This is a genomic window from Sandarakinorhabdus sp. (assembly GCF_031430775.1).
In the GTDB taxonomy this organism is placed as follows: Bacteria; Pseudomonadota; Alphaproteobacteria; order Sphingomonadales; family Sphingomonadaceae; genus Sandarakinorhabdus.
Genome location: NZ_JANPCD010000191.1, coordinates 1 through 13,201, shown reverse-complemented (window position 1 = coordinate 13,201; position 13,201 = coordinate 1). Strand labels below are relative to the sequence as shown.

The window sequence follows — 13,201 nt, the reverse complement described above, 5'->3', positions numbered from 1 at the left end:
AGCGTCGGCACGCTCGTCGCCATAGGGCCCGGAATTGCCGCCAGCCAGGATCGAGCCTAGCGGATAGCGCGCGAGGTCCGACGGCGCGACCGCACTGATGTCGGCCTGGATCATCTGCCCGACCTTTTGCTCGGTGGTCATGCGCGCAAGGATTGCGCTGATCATGGCCTCGGTGCGTTTGTCGGTTATGGCCCCGGGGCTGCGCGCGGCGGGCCACATTGCGGGGTGCGCCTGCGCGCCGGCCGGCACGCGAATTGCCGGCACCTCGGCGGCATGGCCGCTAGCCAGCGGCAGCGCCGCACAGGCAGATACCAGGCAGGATGCCGAAAGGAGCGTGCGTCCCAAACTCAATGCAAGCCCCCGCTTTTGTATGTGAACGTTATCATAAGGCAATCGCACGCGTTGGCGACAAAATCAAGGGCGGCAGTCAGGTCTGGCGGGCGAATGGCGCCAACAGCACGGCGGCAACGACCGCAAGCGCTGCAAAAAGCAGGAACAGCCCCGAAAAGCCGAAATACGGGACCAGCGCGAGCGTGAACCACGGCATGATCAGCGATGGCACGGTGTTGGTGAGGTTGAACACGCCAAGATCCCTGCCGCGCCGGTCCGAACGCGGCAGGACCCGCAAGGTCTGGGTGGAGTGCAACGCCAGGAAGACCGAAGTTGCCAATCCGAACAACGCATAGGCAATCGTGGCGGCGGGCAAGGTTCGCGACAGGGACATGCCGACCAGCCCGGCCGCAGAGATGGCAGCGCAGGCCACAAGCGGCACGAGCGGCCGGTTGCGCGTGTCGGCCCAGCGGCCGGCAAGCAGCGCGGCGGGCGCGGACAGCACGAGCACGACACTGAAGACGCGCGCCGTGAGGTTGTCACTGACCGCCGGGTCGATCGCGCGAAACCAGAAAAACAGATAGGCAAACAACGCCGCCTCGGCAATCTGGACGGCCAGCCGCGCCAGCCACATGCGCAAAACGACGCCGTCGCGGCCCTGCGGCTTCGCAGCCTGTGCCTGCGGCTTCGCAGCCTGTGCGTCCGGTTTTGCAACCGCGCCAACCGCCTCCATCACCGGCAGCGGCGCACCCGCCACCAGTAGCGGCACCACGCAGGCGATGACCATCAGCGCGACAAGCCAAAGGCGCGTATCGGCCGACGCCAGGCCGTTCATGGTCACGGCCGCCCCCGACAGGGCGCCCAGTCCCGGCGCGAACGCCAGCAGCCCGCCCAACAGTCCCTTTTGCGCGTCCGGCACGGTGTCGCCCGCCCATGCCGCAAGCGGCGCCAGCATCATGTTGAGCGAAAGCTGCCAGCACACCACAAGCACGATCAGGCTGCCAAGCCCGGTGGCCGCGCCGGTGGCGACCAGCAGGACCGACGACAGCAGCAAACCGGCCCAGGCCCAGCCGCGCCGGTTGCCTGTGATATCGCTCAGGTAACCAAAACCGATGTTGCCGACGCTGGCGGCGATGGCGCCTGCAAAAGCGATATAGGCAAGCCAGGACACATCGGCCCCCTGGCCCGCCAGGTTCGACACCCGAACCGGCAACAGGATGGTCAGGAACGGCACATACGCGATAGCGCTGCCGGCCCAGGCCAGCGCATACAACAGCAGGAACCGCTGCGACTGTCGTGCCTGCGGCGCGAAATCAGCCATCCACAGGTTCGGCGCAAACGGCAACAGACCCCCGTTCGACCAGATCAGCCGATATCATGGTCAACGTCACCGGCCGATCTTCGCCCTTGCAGGCCGCGATGATGAGTTCGACGGCCTTTGAAGCGGTGGCGGCAATCGGCTGGTCGATGGCCGTGAGCGGCGGCTGGGTGAAATGGACCAGCGGCGTGTTGTCGAAACTGATGACCGACAGGTCACCGGGCACATCAAGGCCCAGCGCGCGCGCAACCTCGAGTGTGGCAAGCGCCATCTGGTCGTTGCTGGCAATGATCGCCGTCGGCCGGTTTGCGTGCCGCAGCAGCAGCCGCGCCGCGCGCTCGCCGGCCGCATAGCTGAAGTCGCCCTGCTCCAGCAGATTGTCCGTCGGCAGCCCGGCTTCGGCCATGGCCGCCTTCCAGCCATCGATGCGCCACCCGCTCAGATTATACTCCGGCGAACCTGCGATAAAGCCGACCCGCGCGTGTCCGCGCGCGATCAGATAACGCGTCGCGGTTCGCGCCGAACCTTCGTCGTCCATCGACAATGGTATCCCGGCCCCGTTTTCATGCGAGCCGATCCGCACGAACGGAATGCCTTGTTCGGCAAGGAATGCGACGATCTGCTGGTTGTCTGAATGCGGCGGCGTCAGGATGATTCCATCGGGCTGCAACGCGGCGATCGCGCCCAGCAATTCACGTTCTACATGGTCGCTGTGCGTGTCCACCAGTTCGAATATCATGCGATAGCCATGCTCGGCACACATCAGCATGCCGCCAAGCAGCATCTGATCGACCCAGTCAGTGCCCTGCCGCGCCCGCCAGTCCGCGATGGTGCGTTCGCGGTCGTTGATGGCAAGGATCAGGTATGACCGCGATCCGCTCATCCGCTGCGCGGCAATCGAAGGCACATATCCCAGCCTGTCGATCGATGCCTGGACGCGCAGCTTCATTTCCGGGCGCACATAAGGCTCGTTGTTGATGACGCGGCTGACCGTCTGCAGGGACACGTCCGCATCGGCCGCAACGTGCCTGATCGTGACAGCCTGACGGCGTCTCGCCATATGCTAATTGCCCCCCTCGCCGGATGACGCCGATGGCCCCGGCAGCGGGTTAGCCGGCTTGGCGTCTTTTTGCCAGACGCGAACCCAATCGATTTCAAGGCGTTTCGGGAAACCTTCCGTTACCACGCCGCCAAGCCCGCGTTTCTCGGGCAGGCCGCCGCCAATCGCGAGGTTGAGGATCAGGTGAAACGGCCGGTCGAACGGCGCGCCCGGCGCCTTTGATCCGGACGACCACCATTCGCTCGCCTGGCGCTCGGCATAGGTCCGGCCATCCATCTGCCAGGTGATACGGTCGGCTTGCCATTCGATGGCAAAGGTGTGGAAGCCATCGAGCACTTCGGGCGCCGGCACTTCGCTGCCCTTTTGCGCATTGCCGGGCCATTTTGCACCAAAATGCAATGTGCCCAATATGGTATTCTCGCGGCCACCCGGACAGGCCGCACAGGGCACGCCAAGGTTGACGGCCTCCAATATGTCGATCTCGCCCGATGCCGCCCATGGGCCATGGCTGTCGTCCTCGGGCAGCATCCAGAGCGCGGGCCATGTCCCCTGCCCCTGCGGCAGGCGCGCCCGCACTTCGATTCTGCCGAACCGCCACGCCGCCTTGCCCTTGGTGCTCAGCCGCGCCGAGGTGAATTCGCGCGTGACTTCGGCGGCTGGATTGCCCGCCAGCGGGCGCAATGCAATGGGCAGTGCCGGCCCGGTCGCACGCTGGCGCAGCGCCGTGATGACCAGCTTGCCATCGACGATCGCTGCGTTGCGCCGGCTCGCGGTGTAGCATTGGCGCTCGTTGTTGCCGCCGCCCCAGCAATCCTCCGCTAGACGCCAGTTTGCCGACTGGATCGCCGGCTTGTCGAATTCGTCGGCCCACACCAGCCGCCAGTCATCTGCAAGCGCCGGCCACGGCGCGGCCAGCACCAGCAGCACGCAAGACGCCAAGGCACGAACCGGGGTCATGCGGCCGCCGAAATCATGCCGCAGACGCTTGTTGCGCGCCGCAATAGCGGGCGACATAGGCGTGGTGCTCGGGCAGGCTGGCCACGGTCCTGGCAACATTGTCACGCAGGCCGGCAAGCAGCTGGTCAAGCTCCTGGTCCGACAGCTTGGTGGCAACCGGATGATAGGCCCGGGGGATGATGCCCTGGCCCATCATCACCTGCACCCAGCTGTTTTCGGCAAACAATTCGTCATTCTTGCGGAAAACCCGCCCGGTTTCACGGAACAGCGCGATCTTCTGTTGCAGGCTGTCGGGTATCTCCATGCCGGCGCATTGCCGCCAGAACGGGCTGTCGCTGCGTTCGGTGGCCTTGTAGTGCAGGATCAGGAAATCGCGCACCTGCAACATGTCGGTCATCTGTTGGTCGTTGAATTCGGCGACATCGCGTTCGCTGATCTCGCCCATCGGCATCATGCGGATCAACCGCAGGATGGCCCGCTGAATCAGGTGGATGCTGGTGGATTCCAGCGGCTCCATGAAGCCGCCCGAAAGGCCCACGGCAATGCAGTTGCGGTGCCATTGCTTGCGCCGGGCGCCGGTGGTGAAACGGATGAAATTCGGCTCGGTCATCCGCTGGCCCTCGATGGTCGAGAACAATCGGTCCAGCGCCGCGTCGCGGTCCAGGTAACGGCTGCAATAGACAATGCCGTTACCCTGCCTGTGCTGTAGCGGAATCCGCCATTGCCAGCCCGCGTCATGGGCAATGGCTCGCGTATAGGGGATCGGCGGGCGCACGGTCGCGGTCTGCACCGCAATGGCGGCGTCGCACGGCAGGTAATGCGTCCAGTCGTCATAGCCGACATGCAGCGCGCCCTCGATCAGCAGCGCGCGAAACCCGGTGCAATCGATGAACAGGTCGCCCTCGATGCGCTGCCCGGATTCCAGCACCAAGGCGCTGATATGGCCATTGGCGCCGTCCAGCTGCACCGAGGCGATCTTGCCTTCGATCCGCTGTGCGCCATCGGCCTCGGCCAGCTTGCGAAGAAACGCCGCGTAAAGCGTGGAATCAAGCTGATAGGCATAATTCATCCGGTTGTCCGGAAGGTGCGAGAACCGGCTCGCATAAGCGGCCTTCAACTCGAGACAATAATCATCGAAACTGGCGCCATGCCCCTTGGCTTGCCCGTGCATCCAGAAATGCTGAAATCCTGCCGACCAATGATCAAGCCCGGTCAAGCCAAAGGAATGGAAGTATTTTTCGCCCTGGGCCTTCCAGTTTTCAAATTCGATGCCCAGCTTGAAAGTGGCTTGTGTCGCCTTCATGAATTCGGCCTCACCGATCCCGAGCAGGCGGTTGTAGTTCACCAGCGGCGGGATGGTGCTTTCGCCCACGCCGATCGTGCCGATGGCATCGGATTCCACCAGTGTCAGTTCGATCGCATCGCCCATGGTCCGCGCCAGCGCGGCCGCCGCCATCCAGCCGGCCGTACCGCCGCCGGCGACCACGATGCGGCGCTTTTTATACTCGTTCATCATCGGCTTAGTGTCCTCAGCAAATAGGCGCGCAGGCGCCCCGCCGTGTCGGGGGTGAGCGGATCGAGCACACCGCGCGCGCCGGCGGGAATATGGTCTTTCGTCTCGGGCGGGTTGGCGAACACATAATGTTCGAACATGTCTCGCCAGATAACCTTGTCCGCGTCCGGCAAGTCACGGATCGCAAGAATCGCGTGGTTGAGCGCGTCCTGCGGCTGGCCGAGAAAGCGCGGTGTATCGCGCCACCAATAATTGAGCAGGATGTTGAACGGCGCCAGCCCCTCGACATGGTGCCACCACATGGACGGGATGAACAGCGCATCGCCCGGCGCCAGTTCGGCGACCTGCGCCTGTGCCAGAGCGTCGGCAAACCTTGGATGGGCCGCGAAATCGGGGCTGTGAAAATCGACCATGCTGACCGCCCGGCCCGCCGGCGTATTGTCGATGGGCCCAAGGTAAAGGCCGCGAAATGCCTCGGGTGCAAACAGGGTGAACCGGCGGCGACCGGCGACGCAACAGGCCAGGTTGTCGGGAAAATCATTGTGCGCGGCAATGCGGGTCGGCGTGCCGATCCACAGGCTCACCAGCGGTTCGCGCGGGCCGAGATCGAGCGGATTTTCATCCTGCACGCCGTCGAAATGGCTCGGCACGTCGATCGACGCCAAATAAAGGGTCGGCGCATCAGCCTTGCCTTCATGGGCCGCCATGTCGGCGAAGATGTCGGCCAACGGTGCCCGCGCCATGCGAAAATTCACCGCCATGGCCGCGTCATAGAATATGCGGCCGTCCTCGCCGGGCGCACCGATCGATACGGCAAATGGCACGTTTCGCGCACGGGCGAGCAAATAGGCCCGGGCATCGCCGGCCGAGCGCAGCCCAGCCCGCACCAGCGGCCAATCGGCGACCAGCCCGCGGATCACGAACGGCTGTCGCGCGCCGCGCAGCAGCGCATCGAGCGCGGCTGGCGAGCCCGCCTCGCGCTCGATCACCGCCGGCATGGCGGCAAAGATCGAGGCGTCCGCCTCAGCCACCGGCCACGCGTGCATTCTTGCGGGCAACCAGTTCGCCCAGGTGTGAAAGCGACGCCATGGCCATGAATATCGGCATCAGATGGCCCGCTTCGTGCAACGCACCCAGCGCCTTGCCATTGAGCGCCGCAAGCCGCTCTTCGTCGATCGTGTGGAAGCCGACCAGCGAATGACGCGAGCCGTCGTCCAGCGGTACATCCAGCGTGAAGGGCTCCAGAAGGCCATGGTGTTCCAGCGCCGCAAAAAACGCCGGGCTTTGCCTGTGGCCATGATCCAGTTCACCAAGGCTTCGCGCAATGGCTTCGAGATAAGGGCTGGGCTGGCCAGCGTCGTCAAACACGCGAACACCCTCGCCATCGGCCGAGATACGGGGATGCGCCATGTCCACATGCACCTGCGCCTCGCCAGTCTGCGCCGACGGGCGGCCGATCAGGAACGGCTGGATGGCCAACGCCAGCGGGCGGTAGCGCGCGTCCCAGCGTCCGCCTTCGAGGAACAGATTTTCGCCGTTTTCAAAACCCAGCAGCGCCAGCGCCGAGAACGCGCCGCTTTCGACATCGCGGCGGAACACGACCGGAAAATGTCCCTGCACGCGGCGAAACTCGTCAGGCACAGTCATGCAGGCCATGACAGCGTCGCCGAAATCAGCCCCGGCCTGGGTATGAACCCTTAGCGCGCCATGGTCGGCGCTGTTGAGAATTTGGTGGTTGCTCATGGTCTGGCAGAATCTCCCTGTGCCTCGAGCGCCGCCGCGAGCGCCGCCGCCATGGGCGCCGCTTTGGGCACGGCTTGCTGCGTTGTGGCTGCGAAATAAGTCCGATTGGCGGGCAGCGCGGCCGTAAGCCCGCGCGCCCGCTCCCGCACTTCGACCAGCCGCATCACGTCGGCAGATGACGGAGCCGCAGCCATCTGCGGCATCGCAAAGCCCATGCCGTAAAGGACATATTGCTGGCTGGCAGCCGAGAATATCTCGTCCCGTTGCGGAAAGTCCCATGCCGAAGGCGGCTGCTCCCGCCACAGCACAAGCTGCTCCGCCAATCGGTCAGGAACGGTTTCCGGCGCGCGCTGCGCCTGCCAGTAAGGGCCCTCCCGACGGCTCAGGACATAGTGGAGCTTGAGGAAATCGACGATGCGGTCCCAGCGATAGCGAAACAACGTGTTGAAGCGCGCTGCATGGATATTCATGGTCTCACGGCTCGCCGGGAAATTCTCGGCCAGCGCCTTTAGGGACAGCTCGATCAGAACGATGGCCGATGCCTCCAGCGGCTCGATAAAGCCTGCCGACAGCCCGATTGCCACGCAGTTACGGTCCCAGAATCGTGCCCGATGGCCGGTGCGGAACGACAGTTTTCGCGGGGCCAGCCGGGCAATGTCGACATGTGGAAACCGCGCGCCCAAATAGTCGGCAAGCACAATTTGCGCCGCATCATCGGTCATGAAGCGCGAACTATAGACACAGCCGACGCCGCGGCGTGTCGGAAGCGCAATATCCCAGATCCATCCAGCCTCATGCGCCGTCGCCACAGTCTGCGAGGCAACCGGGCTGTCGGCGGCAACCGGCACCTGCACCGCCAGCGCCCGGTCGTTGAACGACACATCCGATCGGTCGATCCATTCCGAACCGCAATGCCCGCCGATCAGAATGGCAGCCTGCCCCGAGCAATCGATGAAGAAGTCCCCTGCCAGCGGCTGGCGGTCCCGCAGCGCAAGGGCAGCTATATCACCGTTTTCGCCCGAGACGACGCCTGTCACTTCGGCCGCGATCCGGGTCACCCCGAGACGACCCATGGCATGGCGCGCCAGCAAGGCCGCGAATTTGCCCGCGTCCAGATGATAGCCATAGTTCAGCGCCCCGGCATAGTCCGGCATGGGCCGCTGCCGCGGCGCCAGATCGCCCGCGCAAACGGCATGCTGGGCGGTCATCATGGCCGCAAAGGGCGCCGCCGGATTGCCGGCCTGCCAGGCGGCCAGCAAATCGCGCATGTTACCGGGCGGCGGCGCAGTAAAGGGGTGCAGATAACTGTCGCCCGGCGATCCATCGACCCATCCGTCAAAGCGCGAGCCTTGCTTGAATGAAGCATCGCATTCGCGCAGGAATTCGGACTCGGGAATGCCGATTGCTGCCAGCGTTTCGCGCATGGTTGGCCAGGTGCCCTCGCCGACGCCGATGGTCGGGATATCGGGCGCCTCGACCAGCGTGATCGACAGGCGCGGATGCTTCGCCGCCAGTAGTGCAGCACAAAGCCAGCCGGCCGTGCCACCGCCCACGATCACAATATGCTGAACCGCACTCTCCATCACACAAACACCATAGCGGACATTTGTTCATCGCAATCGGGAAAAGAGCCGCACTGCATGACGCAGCGCGGCTCCTTGCATGCCAGATCTGACCGTCGATCCTTATGGATCAGAAGGAGTAACGCACGCCGCCCGTGTACCTCGCATAACCAGGCGCCGCAAAGGACACGGTCTGGTTGTTGCGCATATGACCGCGGCGGTCGGCCTTGGTGACGTTGATGCCTTCGACAAAGACGGTCAGGCCATTTTTGAACTCCCAGCTCGCGCTGACATCGACCTGCCCATAGGGGTCCGTATAAAAGGGATCGAAGCCATAGCCCGACAGGAAACCGTCACGCCAGTTGTAGGCAACACGGGCCTGGATGCCGTTCTTGTCGTAATACAGCACGGCGTTGGCACTGTCGCTCACCCCGTTCACCGCAAATTGCGTCGCGGTATAACGCAAGGTGTTGTCGAACTGCGTGTCGCTGTTGACGATGGTGTAATTCAGGATGGCGCCGATGCCGGTATCCCAGAAGCTGTGCTGGACGGCGAATTCGAAGCCATGCAGCTTGGCGACCTGGCTGCTGTTGCCCGGCTGCGTGATGGTGAACACCACGTCTGGGTCCGCCCCTTGCCCGATGATGCCGAACGGCGTGCCATTGTTGAACTGCACCACGCCAGGCTGGTTGACCGCGAGATAGGCCAGGATGGCAGCAAAGCCCGGGTTGCCGCCCAAAGCCGTGCGCGCCGCCTGAACCGCAGCACCCTGTGCCGGGTTGGGCAGGTCGAACAACGGCCCCTGCGTCGTGGTGTTGGCGATGAAGTTGCCCACGCTCTTGTGGAAGAAACCCACGGAGACATAGCTGTCCTTGGCGTAATACCATTCCGCCGCCAGATCGATGTTCTTGGACTTGTAGGGCAGCAGGCCGGGGTTGCCGCTGCCGGCCGTGCTGCCGCCATTGGGGCGCAAGGGCTGTGCCACCGTGATGCCGCCCTGCATGCTGGTGTAATCCGGGCGAGTGATCGTGTGGCTGTAGGACGCGCGCAGCCGGACGTTGTCGATCGGCGACAAGTCGAAATCGAACGCCGGCAACCAGTTTTCATATTTGCCGCGCAGCGTGGAGAAATCGGACGCGGCGCCGCTGATCAGCCCCATTTCATTGTCCGAAACCCAGACAACGCCCGTGGGAATCGGCACCAGCGCCGACGACGAAATCGTGGTGCGTTCATAACGCAGCCCCAGACGGACATTGGCGCGCATGTCGCCAAAGTCGAACTGGTGCACGGACTGGATATAGGGCGCCCAAGTTTCCTCGCGGATACGCCGGTCGGTGTCGTACTTGGCAAGGCAGGCGCCCTGAACGGTGCTGGCGTTGCAGATGCCGATGCGCGATTGCAGCAGCGACGCCAGCGCCGCGGTATCGACCTGGAAGTAATTGGGAATGATGGCAGGATCGTTCGAGCCATTCATGCCGGCCAGACGCGGCGACAGAGGCGTCAAGGTGTACAGCGAATCCGGTGTATCTGCCGCGCTGAGCGTGCCGCCCCAGCTGTCGTTCTGGATCACGCCAAAGGCTGAGCGCACCTTGTTCTGCGTATAGGTGACACCGAAATCCAGGCTCTTGATGAATGACGTGTCGAAATCATAACCGCCGCGTAGCGACACTTCGTTGATTTCGTCCCGCATGTACGCATTGCGGAAGGAATTGCCCGACGGCCGGATGTTGGACGGCTGCACAGCTGCATCCGGACCTGTGGTGACCGAGATCACCGGCATGTCGGTCGTGAAATCAACGCGCTGGCTGGTGACGCCATAAACGGCACTGCCAACGGCACTGTTGCTGCCATAGGGCGAGGTCGGCTTGCTTTCCGCCGTCGAGTGATGGCCATCAAGCTCGAGGCGCAGGCCGCCCGGCCCGTCCCATTTGATGTTGGCGCCAAGCGAGCGGTTGATCGACCGGTTGGCCGCCAGCGCGCCAGTGATGGCGACATCCTTGCCTTCACCGGGACCGAATGCCTCGGCATAGAAATTGGGGCCGGCGGCCGGACCATCGGTCCAGCTGCTGGAGGTGTTGTTGTGGTTGAACCAGACACCGATGCTGCTGGTGCGCGCAGCGATCGTGTTCTGCGAATAGGTATAATCGACCAAAGCGGTCAGGGTGTCGGTCGGCTTCACCTGAAGGACGAGTTGGCCGTTGATGCGCTCACGGTCGATGTCGGTGAAATCATAACCGGCGTTCTGGGTGACCTGATAGACATCGGTCGGGCCGGGCCGGTTGATGGTCCTGTCGAAATTGCCGCGCCAGTCATTGGCATCGACCGGCAGCGAGCCCCAGTTGTTCTCGTTGCCGAGATAACCTTCGCGCCAGCCGGCGTTGAACTGGGCCAGGCTGGCTTTGCGGCGCTGATAAACACCGGTGACCAGGATACCGATACGGTTGTCGGCAAAGGTCTTGCTAATGATGCCCGAGATTTCCGGGGTGAGCTTGGTGTCCTCGAACGTGTGGTCGATCACGCCCTTGACGCCAAGGCTGGCCTTGAAGCCAGGGCGATCAAGCGGGCGCGGCGTCAGAATGTTGATGACCGAGCCAATGCCGCCGGACGCCAGCGTGGCGCGCCCCGACTTGTAGACTTCGACCCCAGCGATACCTTCGGCCGCCAGATTGGCGAAGTCGAAACTGCGCGAAGCCGGCGCTTCGCAGCAGCTGCCAAGGCCCGAAGCAGGCATCTGGCGGCCGTTCAGCAGTACCAGGTTGAAATCCGGGCCGAAGCCGCGGACGGTCACCTTGGAGCCTTCGCCCACGCTGCGGTCGATCGACACGCCGGTGATGCGCTGCAAGGATTCCGCGAGGTTCGTATCCGGGAACTTGCCGATATCCTCGGCAGTGATGGCATCCACCACGCCGATGGCATCACGCTTGATGCCCAGCGACTTCTGCAAACTGGCGCGGATGCCGCTTACAACAATTTCATCTTCGACTGTCGCTGATTCGGCGATTGTTTCCTGCGCAAAGGCCGGCTGTGAGGCGAACCCTATGGCCAACGCCGAAGCGCTCACAAAAAGGTGCCCGAACATAGGCTTGCGCAGTCTCATCATACCGTTCCCCCAACGATTTTTGTGCGATTCTTGTTTGCTGATCGCTTTATTGTGAACGTTCACTTATCTGGTAACGTTCACTTGGTCAAGGCTCCGGCCGGCTGGCGGGGCTTCGCAGGCGGATTGCAAGACCAGGCAAATGGCGCCGCATAGCGCCTGTAGCCCCTGATCCCGGGACAATGAGGTCGTTGGACAATTGGCCAGGCGCTGCGATGCCAAGCATCATTCGCTCCGCAACGAGCGACAAGACTGCAAAAAAATTGCATGTTCTGGCCATGCCAGAGATTTCAGCGCCATGGCTGAAACTTGGTCGGGGAGACAGGATTCGAACCTGCGACCCTCTGCTCCCAAAGCAGATGCGCTACCAGGCTGCGCCACTCCCCGAACCGGACGCGGCCTTTGCCGCAATTCCGGCTACCGGTCAATCAACATGGTCGATCAGGGCTTCGGCCATGGCGGCAATGATCGCGGCTTCGTCCAGTCCGTATTCGCGGTACAGGTCGGGCAAGTCGCCGGTCTGCCCGAAGCGGTCGATACCCAGCGGCACCACGCGGTGGCCATGGACGCCGCCCAGCCAGCTGAGCGCGGCCGGCGCGCCATCGAGCAAGGTCACCAGCCGGGCGCCGGGGCGCAGCGGTGCCAGCAGCGCGCCCACATGGCTGGTACGCCGCTCGGCATGTCCCTGCCGCCAGCCGCGATGCAAAAGGTCAGGGCTGGTGACATTGAGCAGGCCAAGGCCCGGCACTTCGGCTGCCAGGGCCTCCCAGGCCGCCAGCGCCTCGGGCATGACGGCACCCATCGCGACAATGGCGGCCTCGGCGCCCGGCGCCGGTGGCTTCAGCCAATATCCGCCGGCCAGCGCACCCGCCTGCCAGCCATCATCGGCACGTATCGGCTGGGCGATGTTCCGGGTGGATAGTCGCAGATAGACGCTGCCGCCGTCGTCCGCCTGCAAATGCCCAAAGGCAAACGCCAGCATTGCCGCCAGTTCATCGGCATAGGCCGGCTCGAAATGTGTCAGGCCGGGCTGGCCCATGGCAATCAGCGGCGGATTGATCGACTGGTGGGCGCCGCCTTCCGGCCCCAGCGTCAGGCCAGATGGCGTCGCCACCAGCAAGAACCGCGCATCCTGATAACAGCCATAATTCAGCGCATCGAGCCCGCGCGCGATGAACGGGTCATAGACGGTGCCGATGGGGATCAGCCGCGTGCCGAACAGCGGCGCCGACAGGCCCGCCGCCGCCAGCATCAGGAACAGGTTATGTTCGGCGATGCCCAGTTCGATATGTTGCCCGGCGGCATCGCCCTGCCATTTCTGCGGACTGGGGATTTTGGCGGCGCGAAACACATCGGTCAGCGCCTGGCGCCGGAACAACCCGCGCGCATTCACAAACGGGCCAAGGCCGGTCGAGACGGTAACCTCGGGCGATGTCGTGATGATGCGGTCAGCCAGCGGCCCGCCCGCCTTGGCAAGATCGAACAGGATGCGCCCGAACGCCGATTGCGTCGATTGTTCGGCTCCGGCCGGTGCTGGCACAGCAGGCACCGGCACGGCATCGAATGGCCGATCATGCGGCAGCCGCGCTGCGGGTGATGCGGCGACAAAGGCCTTGAGCGC

The 13,201-nt window shown here is 63.8% G+C and carries 8 protein-coding genes, 1 tRNA gene and 2 pseudogenes; all 11 read right to left on the bottom strand.

Features of this window, described 5'->3' with window-relative positions; genetic code table 11:
* Positions 1 to 345, bottom strand: a pseudogene (locus tag RMQ73_RS12210) (1,4-beta-D-glucan glucohydrolase); the annotation flags it as partial.
* A gap of 82 nt (positions 346 to 427) precedes the next feature.
* Positions 428 to 1,651, bottom strand: a complete 1,224-nt coding sequence (locus RMQ73_RS12205; protein WP_310498528.1) for an MFS transporter — start codon at positions 1,649 to 1,651, stop codon at positions 428 to 430.
* The gene (locus RMQ73_RS12200) at positions 1,644 to 2,708 is read right to left on the bottom strand and encodes a LacI family DNA-binding transcriptional regulator (RefSeq protein ID WP_310498527.1); all 1,065 of its coding nucleotides are present in this window, start codon (positions 2,706 to 2,708) and stop codon (positions 1,644 to 1,646) included. The genes RMQ73_RS12205 and RMQ73_RS12200 overlap by 8 nt, the downstream gene beginning before the upstream one ends.
* Before the next feature lie 3 nt (positions 2,709 to 2,711).
* Positions 2,712 to 3,665 (bottom strand): glycoside hydrolase family 16 protein, encoded by a 954-nt coding sequence (locus tag RMQ73_RS12195; protein WP_310498526.1) that lies wholly within the window; start codon positions 3,663 to 3,665, stop codon positions 2,712 to 2,714.
* A gap of 13 nt (positions 3,666 to 3,678) precedes the next feature.
* Positions 3,679 to 5,178, bottom strand: a complete 1,500-nt coding sequence (locus RMQ73_RS12190; RefSeq protein WP_310498530.1) for a tryptophan 7-halogenase — start codon at positions 5,176 to 5,178, stop codon at positions 3,679 to 3,681.
* Positions 5,178 to 6,209 (bottom strand): cupin-like domain-containing protein, encoded by a 1,032-nt coding sequence (locus RMQ73_RS12185; protein WP_409049871.1) that lies wholly within the window; start codon positions 6,207 to 6,209, stop codon positions 5,178 to 5,180. The genes RMQ73_RS12190 and RMQ73_RS12185 overlap by 1 nt, the downstream gene beginning before the upstream one ends.
* On the bottom strand, positions 6,202 to 6,921 hold the full coding sequence (locus RMQ73_RS12180; protein WP_310498525.1) for a SapC family protein: 720 nt from the start codon (positions 6,919 to 6,921) through the stop codon (positions 6,202 to 6,204). Before RMQ73_RS12180 ends, RMQ73_RS12185 begins: the two co-directional genes overlap by 8 nt.
* Entirely contained in the window at positions 6,918 to 8,504 is a 1,587-nt protein-coding gene (locus RMQ73_RS12175) for a tryptophan 7-halogenase (RefSeq protein WP_310498524.1), read from the bottom strand. Before RMQ73_RS12175 ends, RMQ73_RS12180 begins: the two co-directional genes overlap by 4 nt.
* 109 nt (positions 8,505 to 8,613) lie before the next feature.
* Entirely contained in the window at positions 8,614 to 11,529 is a 2,916-nt protein-coding gene (locus RMQ73_RS12170) for a TonB-dependent receptor (RefSeq protein ID WP_310498523.1), read from the bottom strand.
* Positions 11,530 to 11,890: 361 nt separating this feature from the next.
* Positions 11,891 to 11,967 (bottom strand) — tRNA-Pro (locus tag RMQ73_RS12165).
* Positions 11,968 to 12,004: 37 nt separating this feature from the next.
* Positions 12,005 to 13,201 (bottom strand): annotated as a pseudogene (locus RMQ73_RS12160) (transketolase); the annotation flags it as partial.

What these genes read in the sequence shown, in the direction of transcription:
- RMQ73_RS12195 (WP_310498526.1), bottom strand. Translation starts at nt 3,665, where the DNA reads ATGACCCCGGTTCGTGCCTTGGCGTCTTGCGTGCTGCTGGTGCTGGCC.
- RMQ73_RS12200 (WP_310498527.1), bottom strand. Translation starts at nt 2,708, where the DNA reads ATGGCGAGACGCCGTCAGGCTGTCACGATCAGGCACGTTGCGGCCGAT.
- RMQ73_RS12180 (WP_310498525.1), bottom strand. Translation starts at nt 6,921, where the DNA reads ATGAGCAACCACCAAATTCTCAACAGCGCCGACCATGGCGCGCTAAGG.
- RMQ73_RS12190 (WP_310498530.1), bottom strand. Translation starts at nt 5,178, where the DNA reads ATGAACGAGTATAAAAAGCGCCGCATCGTGGTCGCCGGCGGCGGTACG.
- RMQ73_RS12205 (WP_310498528.1), bottom strand. Translation starts at nt 1,651, where the DNA reads ATGGCTGATTTCGCGCCGCAGGCACGACAGTCGCAGCGGTTCCTGCTG.
- RMQ73_RS12175 (WP_310498524.1), bottom strand. Translation starts at nt 8,504, where the DNA reads ATGGAGAGTGCGGTTCAGCATATTGTGATCGTGGGCGGTGGCACGGCC.